The organism is Streptomyces xinghaiensis S187, assembly GCF_000220705.2.
Classification (GTDB): Bacteria; Actinomycetota; Actinomycetes; order Streptomycetales; family Streptomycetaceae; genus Streptomyces; species Streptomyces xinghaiensis.
In genome coordinates this window covers 538,867-565,353 of sequence record NZ_CP023202.1, presented here as the reverse complement: position 1 = coordinate 565,353, position 26,487 = coordinate 538,867, and the positions used below count along the sequence as shown (strand labels likewise).

Here is a 26,487-nt window from a genome sequence, read left to right as displayed (position 1 = left end):
GACCGGCGAAGACCGACGAAAAGCAGCGGGCACCCGCTGAAGGGGGAATGTGATGAACGGCCAGGAGGGTTCCACCCTGCCCCTGTCCGAATGCCAGGAGGGAATCTGGCTGGCACAGCGGATAGAGAGCTCTCGAGGGCTCTACCACATCGGCCAGTACATCGAAATCCTCGGCCCCGTGGACACCCGGGTCTTCGAACTCGCGTTGCGCCGGGCCGTCGAGGAAACCGACATCCTGCGGGTGCGTTTCGTCGAGGATTCCGCGGGCCGGGTCTCCCAGTGGATCGGCCCCCCGCCGGAATGGAGCATGCCGGTCGTCGACCTCAGCGGGGAAAAGGATCCGTGGCAGGCCGCCGGGACGTGGATGCGCGGCGAGCTGGGCCGGGTGAACGATCCCACCGAGGGCGGACTTTTCGCTCATGCGCTGTTCACGCTCGCGGCCGACCGCCATATCTGGTACCAGCGCTACAACCATCTGCTGATGGACGGCTTCGCCTGTTCCCTGATGGGGCGGCGCGTCGCCGACCTCTACACGGCGATGCTGCGCGGAGAGCCGTTACGGGCACCCGGATACGCCCCGCTCGGCGAACTGCTGGCCCAGGAATCCGCCTACCGTGCGTCCGAGCAGTGCGCACGCGACCGGCAGTACTGGCACGACCGCTTCGCCGACCGCCCCGATCCGGCGGCCGTTCCCGGCCACCGGCCGGCCGCCGCCCCCGGCGGTGTCGTCCGTGCCACGGGCCATCTGCCGCCCCCCGTGGTGGCGGCCCTGCACGCGGCCGCGGCCGGCGCGAAGGTGAGCTGGCCCCGGTTCCTCGTCGCCGCGGTGGCGGCCTTCACCAGCCGGATGACCGGTGCGGACGAGGCCGTGCTCAGCATCCCCGTCGCCGGGCGCACGAGCGCCCAGGCGCGGCGGACCCCCTGCACGATGGCGAACATGCTGCCGTTCCGGCTGCCCGCCGGCCCCTCGGCGAACCCGGCCGAACTGGCGCGGGAGGCGGAGCGGGAGGCCACCGGGCTCCTCGGGCACCAGCGCTTCCGGGGCGAGCGGCTGCGCCAGGAGCTCGACTGGCCGAGTGGGGGCCGGTGGCATTTCGGCCCCTCCGTGAACATCCTGCCCCTCGGTGCCAACCTGCGTTTCGGAGAGTGCCGGGGGATCGTCCGCGACCTGTCGAGCCGGCGCGTCGAGGAAGTGGGCGTGGTGGTCAGCGGCTGGTCGGACGACCGGGGCATGGCGGTGGCCCTGGAGGCCAACGCGGCGCACTACGACGAGGACTGGGCGCGTGCGGGCCACCGGTCCCTTCTCTCGTTCATGGAGCGGGTGGTCGCTGACCCGTCGGTGCCGGTGGGCCGGATCGGTGTGCTGGACGCGGCCGGACACGGGCGGATCGTCGGGGGCTGGAGTGCGACGGCTGGTGAGCCGCCGGGGCTGTCCGTGCCGGAGCTGGTGGCGGGGCGGGTGCGGGAGGCGCCGGGCGCGGTGGCGGTGGTGGAGGGTGAACGGTCGCTGTCGTACGGGGAGTTGGACGGGGCAGCGGGTCGTCTGGCGGGGTTTCTGTCCTCGCTGGGTGTGGGGCGTGGTGAGCGGGTCGCGGTGGTGATGGAGCGGTCGGCGGATCTGCTGGTGGCGCTGCTCGGGGTGTGGAGGGCCGGGGCAGCGTATGTGCCGGTGGACGCCGGTTCTCCGGTGGAGCGGGTGGCGTTCGTGCTGGCCGATGCCGCTCCGGTGGTGGTGCTGTGTACGGAGGCGACGCGGGGTGTGATCCCGGAGGACAGCGCCGTGCGGGTGCTGGTATGGGACGACCCGGCCCTGGCGGTCGAACTGGCCGCCGTGGAGGTGCCGTTGTCCGTTCCGGTGGGTCCGCGGGACGTGGCGTATGTGATGTACACGTCCGGTTCGACGGGGGTGCCGAAGGGTGTGGCGGTGCCGCACGGCGGTGTGGCGGCGCTGGTCGGGGAGCGGGAGTGGTCGGTCGGGCGGGATGACGCGGTGCTGATGCACGCCCCGCACGCGTTCGACGTATCGCTGTTCGAGGTGTGGGTTCCGCTCGCCGCCGGCGCCCGGGTCGTCGTCGCCGAGCCGGGAGCGGTCGAGGCCGCACGGCTGCGGGAGGGCGTCGCCGGTGACGGGCTGACAGCGGTGCACCTGACCGCCGGTTCGTTCCGCGTCCTCGCGGCCGAGGCGCCGGAGTGTTTCCGAGGCCTGCGCCAGGTGCTGACCGGCGGTGACGTCGTGCCGCCGGAGGCGGTGGCCCGGGTGCGGGAGGCGTGCCCGGAGGTGTCCGTCCGTCATCTGTACGGGCCCACGGAGACCACGCTCTGCGCGACCTGGCACGAGCTGCGTCCCGGTGGCGTGCTGGGGGAGGTGCTGCCGATCGGCCGCCCGCTGCCCGGCCGGCGCACCTTCGTCCTCGACGCCTTCCTCCAGCCGGTACCGCCCGGTGCGGTGGGGGAGCTGTACGTCGCAGGGCCCGGCCTCGCCCGGGGCTACTGGGACCGGCCGGGCCCGACGGCCGAGCGGTTCCTCGCCTGCCCGTTCCTCCCCGGCGAGCGGATGTACCGCACCGGCGACCTGGTCCGCTGGACCGGCACCGGCGAACTCCTCTTCGTGGGCCGCGCGGACGGCCAGGTCAAGCTGCGCGGGTTCCGGGTGGAGCCGGGCGAGGTGGAGGCGGCCCTGGCCACCCACCCGGCCGTCGCGCAGGCGGTGGTGGTGGCCCGTGAGGACCGTCCGGGCGAACGCCGCCTGGTCGGCTACGTCGTCCCGGACGGAACCGGCACCCCGGACGGAACCGGAGCCCCCGACCCGCGGGCCGTGCGCGAGCATGCCGCCGGCATCCTGCCGGAGTACATGGTCCCGGCCGCCGTCCTCGTCCTGGACGCGCTCCCGGTCACCGCCAACGGCAAGGTGGACCGCAGGGCGCTGCCCGCCCCGGACTTCGCCGAGCGGGTCTCCGGCCGTGCGCCCCGGACCGCCGTCGAGGAGACGCTGTGCCGGCTCTCCGCCGAGGTGCTGGGCCTGGAGCGGGTCGGCGCCGAGGACAGCTTCTTCTCCCTGGGCGGGGACTCGATCATGGCGATGCAGCTCGCCGCCCGCGCCCGCCGCGCCGGCCTGCTCTTCAAGCCGCAGGACGTGTTCGAGCACGAGACCCCCGCCGGCCTGGCGGCGGTGGCCGCCGCCGGGCCGCTCCCCGCGGAGTCCGGGCCCGCCGGCGGCCACCGTGCGGGCGACGGCTCCCTCCTGGCGTCCCTGCGCCCCGGCGAACTCGACGACTTGCGGGCCAGGGTGCCCGGTCTGGTGGACGTCTGGCCGCTGTCGCCACTGCAGGAGGGCATGCTCTTCCACGCCACCTCCCACGACCGGGGCCCGGACGTGTACACGAGCCGGCGCATGCTGGCCCTGGACGGGCCGCTGGACACGGACCGGCTCCGGGCGTCCTGGCAGACGCTGCTGGACCGGCACGAGGTGCTGCGCGCCGGTTTCCACCGGCGCGAGTCCGGAGAGACCGTGCAGGTCATCGCCCGGGACGTGGCACTGCCCTGGCGGGAGGCCGACCTGTCGCACCTCCCGGAGGACACCGCCCGGGAGGAACTCGCGCGGCTCGCCCGCGCCGAGCGGGCGGAACGTTTCGACCTCGCGGCCGCCCCGCTGCTGCGGCTCCTGCTGGTCCGTCTCGGCGCGGACCGGTACCGCCAGATCATCACCGCCCACCACACGCTCATCGACGGCTGGTCCATGTCCGTCCTCTTCGCCGAGCTGGCCGAGGTGTACGCGGCCGACGGCGACGGGCGGGCGCTGCCGGCGCCGGCCTCGTACCGGGAGTACCTGGCCTGGCTGGAACGGCAGGACCGGGACGCGGCACGGGAGGCCTGGCGGGCGGAGCTCGCGGACACGGCGGAGCCGACCCTGGTGGCCCCCGAGGACCGGGTGAGCACACCGGTGCTGCCGGAGCCGGTGTCCTTCGAGTTCACCGAGGAGCTCACCCGCGGCGTGACGGAACTGGCCCGCACCCACGGGGTGACCGTGAACACCGTCATACAGGCCGCCTGGGCCCTGGTGCTGGCACGTCTGGTGGGGCGCACCGACGTGGTGTTCGGCACCACGGTGGCCGGCCGTCCCGCGGACCTGCCCGGGGCCGAGTCGGCGGTCGGCCCTTTCATCAACACCCTGCCGGTGAGGGTCGGACTGGTGCCGGAACAGCCCGTCGCGGAGCTGCTGGCCGGTCTCCGGGACCGGCAGGTGGCGCAGATGGGCCGCCAGTTCACCGGGCTCCAGGAGATCCGCCGGCTCGCCGGCCCCGGCGCCGTCTTCGACACGCTCGTCGTGTACGAGAACCTGCCCCGGACGGCGCGGGACACCGCCTCCCCGGCCATCCGTCCCGTCGGGGAGCCCACGGACATGGGCCACTTCCCGCTGGCGCTGATCGTGGTGCCCGACGAGCGGCTGCGCGGCCACCTCGTCCACCGCCCGGACGCGGTCGGGCGGAGCCGTGCCCGGGAACTGGTCTCCTGGCTGACGCGGGTGCTGGAACGGATGACGGCGGACCCGGCGTCCCCGGTGGGCCGGGTCGGCGTCCTGGACACGGCGGAGCGCGCCCTCGTCCTGGACACGTGGAACCCCCCGGCCACGGCGGAACCGGACGTGCCGGCACCGGAGCTGTTCGCCCGTGCGGCCGCGGCCGTGCCCGGCGCCGTGGCGGTCGAGGACGGCCGCCGCTCCCTGACCTACCGCGAACTCTCCGCGGAGACCCGGCGCCTGGCGCACCACCTGGCCGGCGCGGGCGTGGGCCCGGAGACCCGAGTCGGCGTCATCGCGGACCGTTCGGCGGAACTCGTCACGGCCCTGCTGGCGATCTCCCTGGCGGGCGGCGTCTACGTGCCCATGGACCCGGCCCACCCCCCGGCCCGGCTGCGCCTGATGCTGGACGACGTCGCCCCGCCGGTACTGCTGTGCACCCGGGACACCCGCGCCGTGGTGCCGGCGGCGTTCCCCGGCCGCATCGTGGTCCTCGGCGAGGCCGGCGCCGGCAGCGCGGAGGCCGGGCGTACCGGCGGTGACGGCCCGGACGCCTGGCGCCCGCCACGGCTGAGCCCGGCGAACGCGGCCTACGTGATCCACACCTCCGGGTCGACCGGAACCCCCAAGGGCGTGGTCACCTCCCACCGCGGACTGGCCAACCTCGTGGCCGTCCACATCGATCGGTACGCCCTCGGCACCGGCAGCCGGGTGCTGCAACTGCTCTCGCCCGGCTTCGACGTCTCGATGGCCGACATCTGGCCGGTGCTGTGCGCGGGCGGGCGGCTGGTGCTGGCCCCGCCGGGACGGCTCCACGCGACCGGTGAGGAACTGGTCGGGCTGATGCGCGACCGGCGGATCACCCGCGTCGCGATGACCCCGACCCTGCTGGCGCAGCTCCCCCCGGAGGACCTGCCCGACCTGCGCACGCTGGTCCTCGGCGGCGAGCCCGCGCCCGAGGACGTGCGCCGGCGCTGGTCGGCCGGCCGGGAGATGTACAACGAGTACGGGGTCACCGAGGCGACCGTCACCTCCACCCTGTACCGGACCCCGGACGGCCCCGGCACGCCGCCGATCGGCCGCCCCGTCGGCAACACCCGGGCCTATGTGCTCGACGGCTTCCTGCAGCCCGTACCGCCGGGCACGGCGGGCGAGCTGTACCTCGCGGGCGCGGGCCTGGCCCGCGGCTACCTGGGGCGGGCGCGGCTGACGGCCGAGCGGTTCGTCGCCTGCCCGTTCGCCCCCGGGGAGCGGATGTACCGCACCGGCGACCTCGCGCACTGGACCGCCGACGGCCGGCTCGTCTACGCGGGCCGCGCCGACGCCCAGGTGAAGGTCCGCGGCTTCCGCGTGGAACTCGGCGAGATCGAGGCGGCCCTCTCCGCTCACCCGGCCGTCGAACGGGCCGTGGTCGTCGCCCGCGAGGACCGCCCGGGCGAGCGCCGCCTGGTCGGCTACGCGGTCCCGTACGGAGGTGCGGTGGACGGGCGGTCCCTGCGCGAGCACCTCGCCGGGACGCTTCCGGAGTACATGGTGCCCGCGGCCGTGGTGACCCTGGACGCGCTGCCGGTCACCGGCCACGGAAAGATCGACACGAAGGCCCTGCCCGCCCCGGACCTCACCGGCAACGCCTCCGGACGGGCACCGGAAAGCCGGGCCGAGACGATCCTGTGCGCCCTGTTCGCCGAGGTGCTGGGAGCCGGGCGGGTCGGACCCGACGACAATTTCTTCGGGCTCGGCGGGGACTCGATCACCTCGATGCAGCTGGTGAGCCGCGCCCGGAGCGAGGACGTGGTCTTCACCTCCCAGGACGTGTTCGAGCACGAGACCCCCGCGGGACTCGCGGCGATCGCCCGGTTCGGCGACCGCGCCGGGGCCGGCCCGGACCACGGCGTCGGCGAGGTGGAGTGGACCCCCGTCATGCGGCAGCTCGGTGAGCGGGTGACCGGCGGCGCGTTCGCCCAGTGGGTGGTGCTCGGGTCCCCGGCCGGGCTGCGGCGGGATGCCCTGGTGGCCGCCGTGGCCGCGGTCCTCGACACCCACGCCATGCTGCGCCTCCGCGTGCTCCCGGGCGAGAACGGGCCGCGTCTGCTGACCGGCGAACCCGGATCGGCCGACGCCGCGGGCCTGGTCACCCGCGTGGACGCCGCTGGGATCGCGGCCTCCGGCCTGGACGCGCTCGCCGGACGGGTGGCGCGCGACGCGGTGGCGCGCCTGGACCCGGGCGCCGGCGCGGTGTTCCGGGTGGTGTGGGTGGACGCCGGGCCGGAGCGGACCGGCCGGCTCGTGCTGGTGGCGCACCACCTCTCCGTGGACGGCGTGTCCTGGCGCATCCTCGCCCCCGACCTGCGGGCCGCGTACGAGGCGGCCGAGGCCGGCCGGAAACCGGGACTCGAACCCGTCGCCACCTCCTTCCGGCAGTGGGCCGGCCTGCTGGCCGCCCAGGCCGCCCAACCGGCCCGGACCGCCGAACTGGCGTCCTGGACCGCTCTCCTCGACGGCGTCCGGCCGCCCCGCGGCATCGGTGCGCCGGACCCCGTGCGGGACACCGCCGCGACGGTGCGCCGCCGGACCCTGGTGGTGCCCGCGCGGCAGGCGCGGACACTGGTGAGCCGCGCCCCGGCGGTCTTCCACTGCGGTGTGCACGACATCCTGCTCGCCGCCCTCGCCGCCGCCGTCGCCCACTGGTGGCAGGACAGCGGCACCGCGCTGCTCGTCGACGTCGAGGGCCACGGGCGCGAGCCGCTCGACGGCACCGACGTGCTGCGCACGGTGGGCTGGTTCACCGGCGTCCACCCCGTGCGGCTGGACACCTCCGGCACCGACCCGTCCGAAGTGGCGGCCGGCGGCCCGGCGGCCGGCGCGCTGCTGAAGGCGGTCAAGGAGCAGGCCCGCGCGGTGCCCGGGGACGGACTCGGCTACGGGCTGCTGCGCCACCTCAACCCCGCCACCGGACCGGTGCTGGCCGGACTGCCGAGCCCCCGGATCGGCTTCAACTACCTGGGCCGCTTCCCGGCCGGCGCACGGTCCGACGCGGTGAAACCGTGGCAGATGGCCGGCGAGACGGCGATCGGCGGCTCCGCGGACCCCGGCATGCCGGCGGTGCACGCCCTCGAAGCCGGAGCGGCCGTCCGGGACACCGCCGACGGCCCCGAACTCGTCATCACGCTGAGCCGGCCCGCGGCCCTGCTGGACGACGCGTCGGCGGACCGGCTGGGCCGGCTCTGGCTGGACATGCTCGCCGGGCTGGCCGCTCACGCCGTCGACCCCGGAGCGGGCGGGCACACCCCCTCCGACTTCCCGCTCCTCGACCTCGCGCAGGACGAGGTCGAGCAATTCGAAGCGATAGCAGCCCAGCTCGAAGGAGGTCTGTCGCTGTGAACTCACCGGCCGCGGCCAGAGGGTCCGCACTCGCGGAGGTCTGGCCCCTCTCGCCCCTGCAGGAAGGGCTGCTGTTCCACGCGGACTTCGACGCCCAGGGGCCCGACGTCTACACCGTGCAGACGGTCCTGGAGATCGGCGGAACCCTGGACGCCCGCCGCTTCCGCGCCGCCTGGGAGACGGTGGTGGCCCGGCACGCCGCGCTCCGCGCGAGCTTCCACCGGCGCAGGACCGGCGAAGCGGTGCAGATCATCCCCCGGGAGGTGACCCTGCCCTGGCAGGAGGCCGACCTGTCGGACCTGACCGCCGCCGACGCGGAGGCCCGCGTCCGGCGGCTGGCCGGGAGCGAGCGTGACCGCCGGATCGACCCGGCGGTGGCACCGCTGCTGCGGCTGCTCCTCGTCCGGCTCGGCGAGGACCGGCACAGCCTGGTGATGACCAGCCACCACCTGCTGATGGACGGCTGGTCCATGCCTCTGCTGCTCAATGAGCTCACCGCCGCCTACGCGGCCGGTGACCAGGCAGCCCCGCCGGCGCACCCGGCCTCGTACCGCGAATACCTGGCGTGGCTCGGCCGGCAGGACAAGGAGACGGCCCGGGACGCCTGGAAGGCGGAACTGGCCGGGGCCGACGAGCCGACGCTGGTCGCCGGGCCGGGGAACACGGCCCGGGCCGGGGCGCCCCCCAGAAGAAACGCGTCCTGGATCCCGGAGAAGACGGCCGGTGCCATCGGGGACCTGGCCCGCCGGCACGGGCTGACGGTGAACACCGTGCTCCAGGGCGCCTGGGCGCTGGTACTCGCCCGGCTCACCGGCCGGACCGACGTGGTGTTCGGCGCCACCGTCGCCGGGCGGCCCCCGGAACTGCCGCGCGTCGAATCGATGATCGGGCTGTTCATCAACACCCTTCCCGTCCGGGTCCGGCTCGACGGCTCCCGGTCCCTGCTGGAACTCCTCACCCGGGTGCAGGAGCACCAGTCCGCGCTCATGCCCCACCAGCACCTCGGGCTCGCGGAGATCCAGGGCCTCGCCGGGCCCGGCGCCGTCTTCGACACGCTCATGGTCTACGAGAACTACCCGCGCCCGCCCGCCGCGGAGTCCGCCACGGCCGAGACCCTCACGCTCACCGTGGCCGAAGCCCGCCAGGCCACCCACTACCCGCTGACGGTCGGCGTCCTGCCCGGTGAGCGCTTCCGCGTGGACGTGACCTACCGGCCGGACCTCGTCGGTGAGGAGATCGGCGAGGCGGTGGGCGGATGGCTCGTGCGGATCCTGGAGCAGATGGCCGCGGACCCGTCGGTACCGGTGGCACGGCTGGACCTGCTGCCCGCGGACGCACGCGGGCTGGTGCTGGAGGGCTGGAGTGCGACGGCGGGCGAGCCGCCGGGGCTGTCCGTGCCGGAGCTGGTGGCGGGGCGGGTGCGGGAGGCGCCGGGCGCGGTGGCGGTGGTGGAGGGTGAACGGTCGCTGTCGTACGGGGAGTTGGACGACGGGGCGGGGCGTTTGGCGGGGTTTTTGTCCTCGCTGGGTGTGGGGCGTGGTGAGCGGGTCGCGGTGGTGATGGAGCGGTCGGCGGATCTGCTGGTGGCGCTGCTCGGGGTGTGGAGGGCCGGGGCGGCGTATGTGCCGGTGGATGCGGGTTCTCCGGTGGAGCGGGTGGCGCTGGTGCTGGAGGACGCGGCTCCGGTGGTGGTGTTGTGTACGGAGGCGACGCGGGGTGCGGTGCCGGAGGATGCGGCCGTGCGGGTGCTGGTGCTGGACGACCCGGCCGTGGCGGTCGAACTGGCCACCGTGGAGGTGCCGTTGTCCGTCCCGGTGGGTCCGCGGGACGTGGCGTATGTGATGTACACGTCCGGTTCGACGGGGGTGCCGAAGGGTGTGGCGGTGCCGCACGGCGGTGTGGCGGCGCTGGTCGGGGAGCGGGAGTGGTCGGTCGGGTCGGGTGACGCGGTGCTGATGCACGCCCCGCACGCGTTCGACGCCTCGCTGTTCGAGGTATGGGTGCCCCTCGTCGCCGGTGCGCGGGTGGTGGTCGCCGAACCGGGCGCGGTCGAGGCCCAGCAGGTGCGGCAGCACATAGCCGGCGGTGTGACCGCGTTGCATGTGACGGCTGGTTCGTTCCGGGTGCTGGCGGAGGAGTCCCCGGAGTGTTTCCGGGGTCTGCGTCAGGTGCTGACGGGCGGTGACGTGGTGCCGGTCGCCTCGGTGGCGCGGGTGCGGGAGGCGTGTCCGGACGTCTTGGTGCGGCATCTGTACGGGCCGACGGAGACGACGCTGTGCGCGACCTGGCACGAGTTGCGTCCCGGTGACGTGCTGGGGGAGGTGCTGCCGATCGGCCGCCCGCTGCCCGGCCGGCGCACCTTCGTCCTCGACGCCTTCCTGCAGCCGGTGCCTCCGGGTGTGACCGGTGAACTGCACGTGGCCGGTGCGGGGTTGGCGCGCGGTTACTGGGGCGGGCCGGGCCCGACGGGCGAGCGGTTCGTGGCCTGCCCGTTCCTCCCGGGCGAGCGGATGTACCGCACCGGCGACCTGGTGCGCTGGACCCGGGACGGTGAGCTTCTCTTCGCCGGCCGCGCCGATACACAGGTCAAGATCCGGGGCTACCGTGTCGAACTCGGCGAGGTGGAGGCCGCCCTGGCCGCGTCCCCGGGCGTCGCCCAAGCGGTGGTGGTGGCACGGGAGGACCGGCCGGGTGAACGCCGGCTGGTCGGCTACGTCGTCCCGGACGGAACCGGCGGCCCCGACCCGCAGGCCGTGCGCGAGCGGGCCGCCGCGGTGCTGCCGGAGTACATGGTCCCCGCCGCCGTCCTCGTCCTGGACACCCTGCCCGTGACCCGTAACGGAAAAGTCGACCGAGCGGCCCTGCCCGCCCCGGACTTCACCGAACGGGTCGCCGGCCGTGAGCCGCGGACGGCGGCGGAGGAGACGCTGTGCCGGCTCTTCGCCGAGGTGCTGGGTGTGGAGCGGGTCGGCGTCGAGGACAGTTTCTTCTCGCTCGGCGGGGACTCGATCATGTCGATGCAGCTCGCCGCCCGTGCCCGCCGCGCGGACCTGCTCTTCAAGGCCCAGGACGTCTTCGAGCGCGAGACCCCCGCCGGACTGGCCGCCGTCGCCCACAGCGCGGCCCGGGAAACCTCCGGGCCGGACACGGGCGCGGGCGAGGTGCCCTGGACACCGGTGATGCGTGAGCTGGGCGAGCACGCCGTCCGGCCGAAGCTGGCGCAGTGGATGACCGTCGGAGCACCGGCGGACCTCGAACAGGACGTTCTGGTGAGCGCCCTGAACGCGGTCGCCGACACCCACGCCATGCTCCGCGCCGTGGTCCTGCCGGGCGAGACGGGGCCACGCCTGGTCGTCGGGGAACGCGGTTCGGTGGACGCGGCCGAGCGGATCGGCCGACTGGACGCCACCGGGGCGGCGGACGGCGATCTGGACGGCATCGCCGGCCGCGCGGCGCGGGAGGCCGCGGAGGGGCTGGACCCCTCCGCGGGCGTGTTGTTCCGGGTGGTGTGGGTGGACGCCGGACCGGACCGCCCGGGCCGGCTCGCGCTGGCGGCGCACCACCTCGCGGTCGACGGCGTCTCCTGGCGCATCCTGCTGCCCGACCTGGAAGCCGCGTACGAGGCGGTCGCGGCCGGGCGGAAGCCGGAACTCGATCCGGTGCCGACCTCGTTCCGGCGGTGGGCCCGCCTGCTGGCCGAGCAGGCGGTACGCGAGGAGCGGACCGCCGAACTGGAGGAGTGGGCCGCACTTCTCGGTGAGCCCGAGGCCCCGCTGGGAGACTCCCCGCTGGACCCGGCGCGGGACACCGCCGCGACCGTGCGCCGCCGTTCCTGGACGGTGCCCGCGGGACCGGCGCGGACGCTGGTGAACAGGACACCGGCGGTGTTCCACTGCGGAGTGCGCGAGGTGCTGCTGGCCGCCCTGGCCGGAGCGGTCGGGCACTGGCGGGGCGGCAACGCCCCCGGGCTGCTCATCGACATCGAGGGGCACGGCCGCGAACCGGTCGGAGACGCCGATCCCGCCCGCACGGTGGGCTGGTTCACCGGCGTGCACCCCGTCCGGCTGGAGCTGTCCGGGGTCCGGACGGCCGAGGTGCCGGCGGGCGGCCCGGCGGCCGGTGAGCTGCTGAAGGCGGTCAAGGAGCAGGCGCGGGCCGTACCGGGCGACGGGCTCGGGCACGGTCTGCTGCGCCACCTCAACCCCGGCACCGGTCCCGTCCTGGCCGCCCTGCCCCGCCCGCAGGTCGGCTTCAACTACCTCGGCCGGTTCGCCGGCGCCGGGACCGGTGGGACGGCCGCCTGGCAGCCGGCCGGTGACGTGGCCCTCGGCGGTTCCGTGGACCCGGACATGCCCGTCCTGCACGCTGTCGAGGCGGGCGCCGTCGTCCGGGACACCCCCGACGGGCCGGAGCTGACCCTCACCCTGAGCCGGCCCGCCGCGCTGCTGGACGACGCCTCGGCCGACCGGCTGGGCCGGCTCTGGCTGGACATGCTCGCCGGTCTGGCCGCGCACACCGCCGACCCGGCCGCGGGCGGGCACACCGCCTCCGATTTCCCCCTTCTCGACCTGGCCCAGGACGAGGTGGACGAACTCGAGGCCGGGTTCGCCGACGACCTTTCGTAACCCGCTCGCAGCAAGCCGCTCTGAGGAGAGAAGCGATGACCCGATCCCTTGTCGAGGACGTGTGGCCGCTGTCGCCGCTGCAGGAGGGGCTGCTGTTCCACGCCGCCTTCGACGACCGGGGGCCCGACGTCTACCAGGGGCAGCGGATGCTCGATCTGACCGGCCCGGTGGAGGCGGGCCGGCTGCGGGTGTCGTGGGAGGCGCTGCTGGCCCGGCACGCGGCGCTGCGGGCGGGCTTCCGCCGGCGCAGGTCCGGGGAGGCCGTGCAGGTCATCGCGCGGGAGGTGGAACTGCCCTGGCGCGAGGCCGATGTCTCCGGACTGGCCGGGGACGAGGCGCGGGCCGAGATGGAGCGGCTGGCCGCGGAGGAGCGGGCCGAGCGGTTCGACCCCGCGGTGGCGCCCCTGCTGCGGCTGCTGCTGATCCGGACCGGCGAGGAGCGGCACCGGCTGGTCGTCACCAGCCACCACGTCCTCATGGACGGCTGGTCCATGCCGGTGCTGCTCGGGGAACTGTCCACGGTGTACGCGGCGGGCGGGACCGCGGACGGCCTCCCTCCGGTCGCGTCCTACCGGGACTACCTGGCGTGGCTGGGACGCCAGGACAAGCAGGCGGCGCGGACGGCGTGGCGGGCCGCGCTGGCCGGTGCCGACGAACCGACGCTCGTGGCACCGGCCGATCCCGGCAGGATGCCCGTGATCCCGGAGAGTCTGATCACCGACTTCCCCGAGGACCTGAGCCGGCGGCTGGTGGAGTTCGCCCGCGCCCGGGGACTCACGGTCAACACGGTGATGCAGGGCGCCTGGGCGCTGGTGCTGGCGCGGCTGGCGGGCCGCACGGACGTGGTCTTCGGCGGCACCGTGGCCGGGCGGCCCGCGGAGTTACCGGGTGTCGAGTCGATGGTCGGCCTGTTCATCAACACCCTTCCCGTGCGGGTGCCGCTCGACGCGGAGCAGCCGGTGGCGGAGATGCTGGCCGCACTGCAGGAGCGCCAGTCCGCGCTGATGGCCCACCAGCACCTCGGGTTGCCGGAGGTCCAGCAGCTCGCGGGTGCCGGAGCGGTGTTCGACACGCTCGTCGTGTACGAGAACTATCCGCGTCCCCCCGCCGGCCCGCCCGCCCCGGACACCTTCACCCTGGGCTTCGCCGAGGGGCGGGAGACCGCGCACTACCCGTTCACGCTGGTCGTCGCGCCCGGCGACCGCATGCGCTGCAAGCTCGACTACCGGCCCGACCTCTTCGACCGGGACACCGCCGGGTCGGTCTTCCGGCGGCTGGAGCTGGTGCTGGAGCAGATGGCCGCGGACCCGTCGGTCCCGGTGGGCCGGATCGGCGTGGTGGACGGCCTGGAGCGCGGGCTGGTGCTGGAGGGCTGGAGTGCGACGGCGGGTGAGCCGCCGGAGGTGCCGGTGCCGGAGCTGGTGGCGGTGCGGGTGCGGGAGGCGCCGGGCGCGGTGGCGGTGGTGGACGGTGAACGGTCGCTGTCGTACGGGGAGTTGGGTGAGGCGGCGGGTCGTCTGGCGGGGTGTCTCCACGGGCTGGGTGTGCGGCGTGGTGACCGGGTCGCGGTGGTGATGGAGCGGTCGGCGGATCTGCTGGTGGCGCTGCTGGCGGTGTGGAAGGCCGGGGCGGCCTATGTGCCGGTGGACGCCGGTTCTCCGGTGGAGCGGGTGGCGTTCGTGCTGGAGGACGCGGCTCCGGTGGTGGTGCTGTGCACGGAGGAGACGCGCGGTGTGATCCCGGAGGACAGCGCCGCGCGGGTGCTGGTATCGGACGACCCGGCCCTGGCGGTCGAACTGGCCGCCGTGGAGGTGCCGTTGTCCGTTCCGGTGGGTCCGCGGGACGTGGCGTACGTGATGTACACGTCCGGTTCGACGGGGGTGCCGAAGGGTGTGGCGGTGCCGCACGGCAGTGTCGCGGCGCTGGTCGGCGAAGCAGGCTGGTCGGTCGGGCCGGACGACTCGGTGCTGATGCACGCCCCGCACGCGTTCGACGTATCGCTGTTCGAGGTGTGGGTTCCGCTCGCCGCCGGAGGCCGTGTGGTCGTGGCGGAGCCCGGCGTGGTGGACGCCCAGCGGGTGCGCGCGGAGATCACGGACAGGGGTGTCACGGCGGTGCACCTGACCGCCGGTTCGTTCCGCGTCCTCGCGGCCGAGACGCCGGACTGCTTCCGCGGCCTGCGGGAGGTGCTGACCGGCGGCGACGTGGTGCCGGTCGCCTCGGTGGCCCGGGTGCGGGAGGCGTGCCCGGAGGTCTCCGTGCGCCATCTGTACGGGCCCACGGAGACCACACTGTGCGCGACCTGGCGGGTGTGGAGGCCGGGCGCGGAGCGCGTCGGTCCGGTGCTGCCCATCGGGCGTCCGCTGCCCAGCCGCCAGGTGTTCGTGCTGGACGCCTTCCTCCAGCCGGTCCCGCCCGGTGTGACCGGCGAACTCTATGTCTCCGGCGCCGGGTTGGGGCAGGGCTACTGGGACCGGCCGGCTCCGAGCGCCGAGCGGTTCGTCGCCTGCCCGTTCGTCCCCGGGGAGCGGATGTACCGCACCGGCGACCTGGTGCGCTGGACCGACGACGGGGAACTCCTCTTCGCCGGACGGGTCGACGCGCAGGTCAAGATCCGCGGATTCCGGGTGGAGCCGGGCGAGGTGGAGGCGGCCCTGGCCACACACCCCGCCGTCGCCCAGGCCGTGGTGGTGGCACGGGAGGACCGGCCGGGCGAGCGCCGCCTGGTCGGCTACGTCGTCCCGGACGGAGACGCGGAGAAGCCGGCCGGGGAAGCCGTGCGCGAGCACGCCGTCGAACTGCTGCCCGAGTACATGGTGCCCGCGGTGGTGCTGGTGCTGGACGCGCTGCCCGTGACCCGTAACGGCAAGGTCGACCGCGCGGCCCTGCCCGCCCCCGACTTCGCCGGACGCGTGTCCGGACGGGAACCCCGGACGGAGAACGAGACCGTGCTGTGCGGGCTCTTCGCGGACGTCCTGGGTCTGGAGCGGGTCGGTGCCGAGGACGGCTTCTTCACGCTGGGCGGTGACTCGATCTCCTCCATGCAGCTCGTCGCCCGGGCCCGCCGCGCGGGACTGGTGCTCACACCGCGGCAGGTGTTCGACGAGAAGACCCCCGAGCGGCTGGCGCTCGTGGCGCGGAGGCCCGGGACCGCGGGCCGCGGAGCGGGGAACGCGCGGGACACGGGCGTAGGCGAGGCGCCCTGGACACCGGTGATGCGGGAACTGGGCGAACGGGCCGCCCGTCCGCGGTTCGCGCAGTGGGCGGTGGTCGGCGCCCCCGCCGGGCTCGACCCCGGGACGCTGGCGGCCGGGCTGGCCGCCCTCCTCGACCATCACGCCATGCTGCGGGCCCGTGCGGTACTCGACGGCGGGGAACCCCGCTTCACGGTCGGCCGGCCCGGATCCGCCGATGCCGCCGCCCTGGTCGGCCGGGTGGACGCCACCGGAGCGGAACCCGGCGCGCTGGACGGGATCGCCGCCCGGGCGGCGCGGGAGGCCGCCGAGCGGCTGGACCCCTCGGCGGGCGCGATGGTCCGGGCGGTGTGGGTGGACGCCGGGCCGGAGCGGACCGGCCGGCTCGCGCTGGTGATCCACCATCTGGTGGTCGACGGCGTCTCCTGGCGCATCCTGCTGCCGGATCTGCGGGCCGCGTACGAGGCCGCGGCGGCCGGCCGGAAGCCGGAACTGGACCCGGTGGGCACCTCGTTCCGGCGGTGGGCCGGCCTGCTGGCCGGACAGGCGGCCTCCGGAGACCGGCTCGCCGAACTGGGCGACTGGGCGGCCCTGCTCGGCGGCGAACGGCTCCCCGTCGGGCGGCGCGCGCCGGACCCGGCGCGGGACACCGCCGCGACCATGCGCCACCGCTCATGGGTGGTGCCGCAGCACGAGGCGGCCGTCCTCACCGGCAGGACACCGGAGGCGTTCCACTGCGGGGTGCAGGACGTCCTGCTGGCGGGACTCGCGGGCGCGGTCGCGCACCGGTACGACGGCGGCACCGGCCACGGCGGTGACGGCAGCGGCACTGGCGCCGCGCTCGTGGTGGACGTGGAGGGCCACGGCCGCGAACCGCTGGAGGGAGCCGACCTGTCCCGCACGGTGGGCTGGTTCACCCGGTCCCACCCGGTCCGGCTGGACCTGTCCGGCATCGGAACCGGCGAGGTCCCGGCCGGGGGCGCCGCGGCCGGGGAGCTGCTGAAGACGGTCAAGGAGCAGGCACGCGCGGTGCCGGGCGACGGGCTCGGCCACGGGCTGCTGCGCCACCTCGACCCCACTGCCGGCCCCGCCCTCGCCGCCCTGCCGGGCGCGCAGATCGGCTTCAACTATCTCGGCCGGTTCGCCGCCGGACCGCGGGAGGAACCGGTCGCCGCCTGGCAGTTGGCCGGTGAGACGGCGATCGGCGGCTCGGCCGACCCGGGCCTGCCCGCCCCGCACGCCGTCGAGGCGAACGCGGCCGTCCGCGACACCCCCGGAGGTCCCGAGCTGACCCTCACCCTGAGCTGGCCCGGCGGGATTCTGGACGAGTCCGAGGCGGAGGAACTGGGGCGCTCCTGGCGGCGGATGCTGAGCGGCCTGGCCGCCCACTCCGCCCGCCCCGGGGCCGGCGGGCACACCCCGTCCGACTTCCCGCTGGCCGGCCTGACGCGGGACGGCCTGGCGGAACTGGAGGCGTGCGTCCCGGAACCGGCGGACGTGTGGCCGCTGTCGCCGCTCCAGGAGGGCATGCTCTTCCACGCCACCTTCGACCAGGAGGGGCCGGACGTCTACCAGAGCCAGCGCCTGCTGGGGCTCGACGGGCCGCTGGACACCGCCCGGCTCCGGGCGGCCTGGGAGGAGCTGCCGGCCCGGCACGCGGTCCTGCGGGCGGGCTTCCACCGCCTGACCTCCGGCGAGGCCGTGCAGGTCGTCGCCCGGCGGGTGGAACTGCCCTGGCGCGAGGCCGATCTGTCCGGCCTGCCGGAGACCGAGGCCCTGGCGGAGGCGGAGCGGCTGGCCGCGAACGAACTGGCGGAGCGCTTCGACCTGGCGAAGCCGCCGCTGCTGCGGCTGCTGCTCGTCCGGCTCGCCCGAAACCGGTACCGGCTGGCCATCACCAGCCACCACATCCTGATCGACGGCTGGTCCATGCCGGTCGTCCTCAACGAGGTGTCCGCGCTGTACGCGGCGGGCCGAGGCACGGACGCCGCCCTGCGGCCGGCCGCCTCCTACCGGAACCACCTGGCCTGGCTGGCGGGGCAGGACAAGGAGGCGGCCCGGGCCGCGTGGCGCGCGGAACTGTCCGGGGTCGCCGAACCGGTACTGGTGGCCCCGGCGGACCCGGGCCGGGCCCCCGTGACACCGGTCGTGAGCTCCGCGGAGCTGTCCGCGGAGAGCACCCGGGCACTGACCGGGCGGGCGCGCGCCCACGGACTGACGGTGAACACCCTGGTGCAGGGCGCCTGGGCGCTGGTGCTCGCGCGGCTGACGGGCCGTACGGACGTGGTGTTCGGCGGCACCGTCGCCGGGCGGCCGCCCGAACTGCCCGACGTCGAGTCGATGGTCGGCCTGTTCATCAACACGCTGCCCGTGCGGGTACGGCTGGACGGGGCCCAGCCGGTGCGGGACATGCTCCGGGAACTGCAGGAGCACCAGTCGGCGCTGATCGCGCACCAGCACCTCGGGCTGCCGGAGATCCAGCAACTCGCGGGGCCGGGCGCGGTCTTCGACACGATGCTGATGTTCGAGAACTACCCGCGGAACGCGCCCGAGCTCTCCGGCCCCGCGGGGACGGACGGCGGAGTGGCGATCAGGCAGCTGAAGACCCTGGCCGGCACCCACTACCCCCTGGCGGTGGGGGCCGTTCCCGGAGAGCACCTCCGGGTCCATGTCACCTACCGGCCGGATCTGTTCGGCCACGAGAGCGCCGCCAGGATCGCGCGGGGCGTCGTGCGGGTGCTGGAGCAGATCGCGGCGGACCCGTCGGTGCCGCTGGGACGGCTGGACGTGGTGGACCCGGTCGAGCGCGGCCGGACCGTCGAGGGCTGGAGCGCGTCGGCCGACCGGCCGCCGGAGCCGGCGGTGCCGGAGCTGGTCGCGGCGCGGGCGCGGACGACGCCGGACGCGGTGGCCGTCGTCGATGGCGAACGGCCGCTGTCCTACGGGGAGTTGGACGACGGGGCGGGGCGTCTGGCGGCGTATCTCTCCTCGTTGGGTGTGGGGCGTGGTGAGCGGGTCGCGGTGGTGATGGAGCGGTCGGCGGATCTGCTGGTGGCGCTGCTGGGGGTGTGGAAGGCCGGTGCGGCGTATGTGCCGGTGGAGGCCAGTACTCCGGTGGAGCGGGTGGCGTTCGTGCTGGCCGATGCCGCTCCGGTGGTGGTGCTGTGCACGGAGACGACGCGGGGTGTGATCCCGGAGGACACCGCCGCCCCGGTGGTGGTGCTGGACAGTGTGTCGGTGGCGGCCGAGGTCACCGCCCGGGAGCCCTGGCCGGGCGCTCCCGTGAGTGCCGGGGACGTGGCGTATGTGATGTACACGTCCGGCTCGACGGGGGTGCCGAAGGGTGTGGCGGTGCCGCACGGCGGTGTGGCGGCGCTGGTCGGGGAGCGGGAGTGGTCGGTCGGGTCGGGTGACGCGGTGCTGATGCACGCCCCGCACGCGTTCGACGCCTCGCTGTTCGAGGTGTGGGTGCCCCTCGTCGCCGGTGCGCGGGTGGTGGTCGCCGAACCGGGCGCGGTCGAGGCCCAGCAGGTGCGGCAGCACATAGCCGGCGGTGTGACCGCGTTGCATGTGACGGCTGGTTCGTTCCGGGTGCTGGCGGAGGAGTCCCCGGAGTGTTTCCGGGGTCTGCGTCAGGTGCTGACGGGCGGTGACGTGGTGCCGGTCGCCTCGGTGGCGCGGGTGCGGGAGGCGTGCCCGGAGGTGTCGGTGCGGCATCTGTACGGGCCGACGGAGACGACGTTGTGCGCGACCTGGCACGAGTTGCGTCCCGGGGAGGTGCTGGGGGAGGTGCTGCCGATCGGCCGTCCGCTGCCGGGGCGGCGGGTGTTCGTGCTGGACGCCTTCCTGCAGCCGGTGCCGCCGGGTGTGACCGGTGAACTGTACGTATCCGGTGCGGGGTTGGCGCGCGGTTACTGGGGCGGGCCGGGCCCGACGGGCGAGCGGTTCGTGGCCTGCCCGTTCCTCCCGGGCGAGCGGATGTACCGCACCGGCGACCTGGTCCGCTGGACCGAGGACGGTGAGCTTCTCTTCGCCGGCCGCGCGGACGAGCAGGTGAAGATCCGGGGCTACCGTGTCGAACCCGGCGAGGTGGAGGCGGTGTTGGCCGCCCACCCGGCTGTCGCGCAGGCGGTGGTGGTGGCACGGGAGGACCGGCCGGGTGAACGCCGGCTGGTCGGCTACGTGGTGCCCGAGGGGCCCGAGGGCGTGGACCCGCAGGCCGTGCGCGAGCGGGCCGCCGCGGTGCTGCCGGAGTACATGGTCCCGGCCGCCGTCCTCGTCCTGGACGCGCTTCCGGTCACGGAGAACGGCAAGGTGGACCGCAAGGCGCTCCCCGCCCCGGAGTTCGAGGGCGCCGCCGCCGGCCGTGAGCCGCGGACGGTGGCGGAGGAGACGCTGTGCCGGCTCTTCGCCGAGGTGCTGGGTGTGGAGCGGGTCGGCGTCGAGGACAGTTTCTTCTCGCTCGGCGGGGACTCGATCATGTCGATGCAGCTGGCCGCCCGTGCCCGCCGCGCGGACCTGCTGTTCAAGGCCCAGGACGTCTTCGAGCACGAGACCCCCGCCGGACTGGCTGCCGTCGCCCGCAGCGCGGCCCGGGAAACCTCCGCGCCCGGCGCGGACACGGGCACGGGCGCGGGCGAGGTGCCCTGGACACCGGTGATGCGGGAGCTCGGTGACCGGGCCGCCCGGCCCGGCCTCGCGCAGTGGGCGATCGTCGGGGCACCGGCCGGACTGCGGCGCGACGCCCTCGTGGCCGCTGTCGGCGCCGTGCTGGACACGCACGACATGCTGCGGGCCCGGGTGAGCGGGGACGGGACGGAGCGCGTGCTGGCCGTCGGCGAGCGCGGCTCGGTGGACGCGGCCGGGCGGATCGGCCGGCTGGACGCCACCGGGGCGGCGGACGGCGATCTGGACGGCATCGCGGGCCGCGCGGCGCGGGAGGCCGCGGAAGGGCTCGACCCCACGCTCGGAGCGGTCTTCCGGGTGGTGTGGGTGGACGCCGGCCCCGACCGCCCCGGCCGGCTCGTCCTGGCGGCACATCACCTCGTCGTGGACGGCGTCTCCTGGCGCATCCTGCTGCCCGACCTGGAAGCCGCGTACGAGGCCGTGGCGGCCGGGCGCGAGCCGTCGCTCGACCCGGTGGAAACACCGTTCCGCCGATGGGCCGGCCTCCTCGCCGAGCAGGCGGTCTCGGAGGAGCGGACCGCCGAACTCGATGCCTGGACCGCCCTGCTCGGAGAGGAGACGGCCCCCGTCGGGCGGCGCGCCCCGGACCCGGCGCGGGACACCGCCGCGACCGTGCGCCGCCGCTCGTGGACGGTGCCCGCGGAACAGGCCGGGGTGCTGGCGGGCCGGATGCCGGCGGCCTTCCACTGCGGGGTGCGCGAGGTGCTGCTGGCCGCCCTGGCCGGAGCGGTCGCCCGCTGGCGCCCGGACACCGGCTCCGCGACGCTGATCGACATCGAGGGGCACGGCCGCGAACCGCTGGAGGGAGCCGACCTGTCCCGCACCGTGGGCTGGTTCACCAGTACCCACCCGGCCCGTCTGGACCCGGCGGGCGTCGACCTGGACGCCGTGCTCACCGGCGGTCCCGCGGCCGGCGAACTGCTGAAGACCGTCAAGGAGCAGCTCCGGGCGGTGCCCGGCGACGGACTCGGCCACGGACTGCTGCGCCACCTCAACCCCGGCACCGGGCCCGCCCTGGCCGCCCTGCCCGGCCCGCAGATCGCGTTCAACTATCTGGGGCGGTTCGCCGCCGGACCGCGGGCCGGCGAGGACACCGCGGTCTCCGCCTGGCAGATGGCCGGTGACGCGGCGATCGGCGGCTCCGTCGACCCGGACATGCCCGCCCGGCACGCACTGGAAGCGGGCGCGGCCGTCCTGGACACCGCCGGGGGACCGGAGCTGACACTGACGCTGAGCTGGCCGGAACAGGTGCTCGACGAGACGGAGGCGGACCGGCTGGGCCGGCTCTGGCTGGACCTGCTCGCCGGCCTGGCCGCGCACACCGCCGACCCCGCCGCGGGCGGGCACACCCCCTCCGACTTCCCCCTCGTGGATCTCGCCCGGGAGAGCGTGGAGCGGCTGGAGGCCGCGGTGCCGGGCCTGGTGGACATCTGGCCGCTCTCCCCGCTGCAGGAAGGGCTGCTCTTCCACGCCGGCTTCGACGACCGCGGCCCGGACCTCTACGAGGGGCAGCGCGTCCTGGCCCTGGACGGGCCGCTCGACGCGGACCGGCTGCGGTCCGCGTGGCGGACGCTGACGGACCGGCACCCGGTGCTGCGGGCGAGCTTCCACCGCCTGGAGTCCGGCGAGGCCGTGCAGGTCATCGCGGGGGAGGTGGAACTGCCCTGGCACGAGTCCGATCTCTCCGGGCTGCCGGAGGACGAGGCGCGGGCGGGCCTGGACCGGCTGGTCCGGGAGGAGCGGGCCCGGCGGCTCGACGTCACCCGGGCACCGCTGCTGCGCCTGCTGCTGGTCCGGCTCGGCCGGGACCGGCACGTCCAGGTCGTCACCAGCCATCACATCGTCACGGACGGCTGGTCCCTGCCGGTGATCATCGGTGAACTGTCCGTGCTGTACGAGGCGGGCGGCGACGACGCCCGGGCCCTGCCGCCGGCGACCTCGTACCGGGAGTACCTCGCCTGGCTGGAACGGCAGGACAAGGAGGCGGCCCGGGAGGCGTGGCGCGCGGAGTTCGCCGGCCTGGACGAGCCGACGCTGGCCGTGCCCGGGGACGCGGCCCTGGCCCCGGCGGTGCCGGACCGCGTCCCGTTCGCGTTCCCGGAGGACCTCACCCGCGCCGTGGACGCCCTGACGCGCGCCCACGGGCTGACCGTCAACACGGTGGTCCAGGGCGCGTGGGCGCTGCTGCTGGCGCGGCTGGCGGGCCGGACGGACGTGGTGTTCGGCGCGACGGTGGCGGGGCGGCCCGAGGAACTGCCGCGCGTGGAGTCCATGGTCGGCCTGTTCCTCAACACCCTGCCGGTGCGGGTCGACCCGGCGGGGGAGGAGTCCGTCGCCGCGATGCTCACCGGCCTGCGGGACCGGCAGGTCGCGCTGATGTCCCATCAGCACGTCGGTCTCCCCGAGATCCGCCGGCTCGCCGGTCCGGGTGCCGTCTTCGACACGCTCGTGGTGTACGAGAACTACCCCCGCCCCGCTCTCCGGGAGCCCTCGCCCGGCACGCTGACCATCCGGCCCGGCGGCAAGCCGGAGGACACCGGCCACTACCCGCTGACGCTGATCGCGGTGCCCGGCGAGCGGATGCGCGGCGAACTCGTCTACCGGCCCGACGTGTTCCCGCGCGCCTGGGCCGAGGACCTGGTGGCCTCGCTCGCCCGGGTCCTGGAGCAGATGGCCGCGGACCCCTCCGCGCCCGTGGCGCGGGTGGGCGTACTGGGGCCGGAGCAGCGCACGCTCACCCTGGACACCTGGAACCGGACCGCGGCGCCGTCCGCCGCCGCTCCGCTGCCGGAGTTGTTCCGCCGGCAGGCGGAGCGGTCACGGGACGCGGTGGCCGTGGCGGACGGCGAGCGGACGCTGACCTACGGCGAGCTGGAGGCCGGGACGAACCGGCTGGCCCGTCATCTGACCCGTGCGGGCGTCGGCCCGGAGGACGCGGTGGCCGTCATGGTGCCGAGGTCCGCGGCGCTGGTGACGTCCGTGCTGGCGGTGTCCGCGGCCGGCGGGGCCTTCGTACCGGTGGACCCGGCCCACCCCGCCGAGCGCATCGCGTTCGTGTTCCGCGACACGGAGCCGGCGGTGGTGGTGTGCACCCGGGAGACCCGGGAGGCGGTACCGCCGGACTTCCCGGGCCGGCTGGTCGTCCTGGACGACCCGGAGACCGCCGGGGCCGTCGCCGCCCGCCCGCCCGGCCCGCTGTCGGACGGGGAGCGCCGCGCACCGCTGGACGTCCGCAACGCCGCCTACGTCATCCACACCTCCGGATCGACCGGTGTGCCGAAGGGTGTGGTGGTGTCCCACCGGGGACTGGGCAACCTGGCCCGGGCACAGATCGAGCGGTTCGCGGTGGAACCCGGCTCCCGGGTGCTCCAGTTCGCCTCGCTCAGCTTCGACGCGGCCGTCTCCGAACTCTGCATGGCGCTGCTGTCCGGCGCCGCACTGGTGCTGACCGGCCCGGAGGGTCTGCCGCCGCAGGTGCCGCTGGGCGAGGCGCTGCGCGCGACGGGTGCCACCCATGTGACGGTGCCGCCGAGCGTGCTGGCCACGGAGGAGGAGCTGCCCGGCGGCCTGGAGACCCTGGTGGTCGCCGGCGAGGCCTGCCCGGCGGCCCTGGCGGACCGCTGGTCCGCCGGGCGGCGGATGGTGAACGCGTACGGCCCCACCGAGGTGACGGTGTGCGCGGCGATGAGCGCGCCCCTGTCACCCGGCGGTGCCGAGGTGCCGGTCGGACGCCCGATGGCGAACACGCGGGCCTACGTCCTCGACGGCTTCCTGCAACCCGTACCGCCGGGGGCGGTCGGCGAGCTGTACGTCACCGGCCCCGGACTGGCCCGCGGCTACCGGGGGCGCCCGGACCTGACGGCGGAGCGGTTCGTCGCCTGCCCCTTCGTCCCCGGGGAGCGGATGTACCGCACCGGCGACCTGGCGCGCTGGACCGGGGACGGCGAACTCGTCTTCACCGGCCGCGCCGACACCCAGGTCAAGGTGCGCGGCCACCGGATCGAACCGGGAGAGGTCGAGGCGGTGCTGTCCGCGCATCCCGGGGTCGCCGGGGCCGTGGTCGTGGCGCGCCGGGACGGCCCCGGCGGCGACCGCCTCGTCGGCTATGTCGTCCCCGCCCCGCCCCGGCCGGGCGACGGCCCCGCCGAGGCGCGGCCCGTCGAGGAACTGCTCGGCGCGCTGCGCGAGTTCACCGCTGAGCGCCTTCCGGACCCCATGGTGCCGTCGGTGTTCGTACCGCTGGACCGGCTGCCGCTCACCGCGAACGGCAAGGTGGACCGCCGGGCCCTGCCGGCCCCCGACTACGACGGGAAGGTTTCCGGGCGGGAGCCGCGGACGGCGGCCGAGACGGTGTTCTGCGACCTGTTCGCCGAGGTGCTGGGGCTGGAGCGGGCCGGGGCCGACGACAGCTTCTTCGAACTGGGCGGCGACTCCATCTCCTCGATGCAGCTCGCGTCCCGCGCCCGGCGCGCCGGCTATGCGGTGACGCCACGGCAGGTCTTCGAGGAGAAGACGCCCGAACGGCTGGCCGCCGTGGCCGGACCGGCCGGCGCCGCCGCGGAGGACGTGGACGACATCGGCACCGGCGAGGTGCCCCGGACCCCCGTCATGCTGGCACTCGGCGAACGCGCCCTCCGGCCCCGGTTCGCGCAGTGGGCGGTGGTCGGCGCACCGGGCGGCCTGGGACGCGAGGTGCTGACGGCCGGCCTGGTCGCCGTCCTCGACCGCCACGACATGCTGCGGGCCCGGGTGGAGACCGGCGACGACGGGGAGCCGCTCCTCGTGGCCGGCGAGCCCGGCACGGCCGACCCCGCGGACCTCGTCACGCGGGTGGACGCCGGCGGCGCGGACGACGGCTCGCTGGACGCCGTCGCCGGCCGGGCCGCGCGGGAGGCCGTGGAACGGCTCGACCCCCGCGCGGGCGTAATGCTGCAAGCCGTCTGGGTCGACGCCGGGCCCGGACGGACCGGGCGGCTGGTCCTCGTCGTCCACCACCTGGCCGTCGACGGGGTGTCCTGGCGGGTGCTGGTACCGGACCTGGCCATGGCCTGCGAGGCCGCGGCGGCGGGACGCGAACCGGTGCTCGACCCCGTCGGAACCTCCTTCCGGCGGTGGGCGAACCTGCTGGCCGCCCAGGCCGGCGACCCCGGCCGGGTCGCCGAACTCCCGGCCTGGAAAGCCCTGCTGGGCGATCCTGACCCGCTGCCGTTCACCCGCGCGCTGGACCCGGCCCGGGACACCGCGGAGACCCTGCGCCGCCGGTCCTGGACGGTTCCCGCGCGAGAGGCCGCCATCCTGGCCGGCCGCACCCCGGCCGCGTTCCACTGCGGGGTGCACGAGGTACTGCTGGCCGGGCTGGCGGGCGCCGTGGCACGGACCCGGCAGGACGGCCGCACCGCCGTCCTGGTGGAGGTGGAGGGCCACGGCCGGGAACCGGTCGAGGGCACCGATCTGTCCCGCACGGTGGGCTGGTTCACCAGTACCCACCCGGTCCGGCTCGACGCCGCCGGTGTGGACCTCGCCGGCGCGGCCGCGGGCGGCCCCGCGGCCGGCGCGCTGCTGAAGGCCGCCAAGGAACAGGTGCGGGCGGTGCCGGGTGACGGGCTCGGCCACGGGCTGCTGCGCCATCTCAACGCCGGGACCGGACCGGTGCTGGCGGCCCTCCCCGGCCCGCAGATCGGCTTCAACTACCTGGGGCGCTTCACCGCCGGCAGCCGCCGGGGCCCGGTCGGCCCCTGGCAGATGGCCGGTGACACGGCCATCGGCGGCTCGGCCGACCCCGGCATGCCCTGCGAGCACGCTCTCGAAGCGGCCGCGGCCATCGTGGACACTCCCGTGGGCCCGGAGCTGACGCTTACGCTGAGCTGGCCCGCCGCCGTGCTGGACGAAGCCGCGGCGGAGCGACTGGGCCGGGCATGGCTGGACCTGCTGGGCGGCTTGGCCGCCCACACCGCCGATCCCGCCGCCGGCGGCCACACGCCCTCCGACTTCCCCCTCCTCGACCTCGCGCAGAACCAGATCGAGGAGCTCGAAGCCGGGCTCGCCGATGAGAAGGCACAGCCGACGCACCGCAAGCTCTGGTGAG

At 75.5% G+C, this 26,487-nt stretch carries 3 protein-coding genes; all 3 read left to right on the top strand.

The window, feature by feature from the left end; all coding sequences use genetic code 11:
• Window positions 1–52: 52 nt before the first annotated feature.
• Genes SXIN_RS02445 through SXIN_RS02435 form a run of 3 tightly spaced genes read left to right on the top strand, consistent with a single transcriptional unit; the run spans window position 53 to window position 26,486 of the window.
• Window positions 53–7,897 carry a non-ribosomal peptide synthetase gene (locus SXIN_RS02445; RefSeq protein ID WP_095756513.1) on the top strand — a complete coding sequence of 2,615 codons (7,845 nt, stop codon included), beginning with the start codon at window positions 53–55 and terminating at the stop codon, window positions 7,895–7,897.
• Window positions 7,894–12,522 carry a non-ribosomal peptide synthetase gene (locus SXIN_RS02440; RefSeq protein ID WP_095756512.1) on the top strand — a complete coding sequence of 1,543 codons (4,629 nt, stop codon included), beginning with the start codon at window positions 7,894–7,896 and terminating at the stop codon, window positions 12,520–12,522. Before SXIN_RS02445 ends, SXIN_RS02440 begins: the two co-directional genes overlap by 4 nt.
• 35 nt (window positions 12,523–12,557) lie before the next feature.
• Window positions 12,558–26,486: a non-ribosomal peptide synthetase gene (locus SXIN_RS02435; RefSeq protein ID WP_095756511.1), complete on the top strand. Its 13,929-nt coding sequence runs from the start codon at window positions 12,558–12,560 to the stop codon at window positions 26,484–26,486.
• The last annotated feature ends 1 nt before the right edge of the window (window position 26,487 follow it).

Coding starts and splice junctions, on each gene's coding strand:
- SXIN_RS02445 (WP_095756513.1), top strand. CDS start 53: ATGAACGGCCAGGAGGGTTCCACCCTGCCCCTGTCCGAATGCCAGGAG.
- SXIN_RS02435 (WP_095756511.1), top strand. CDS start 12,558: ATGACCCGATCCCTTGTCGAGGACGTGTGGCCGCTGTCGCCGCTGCAG.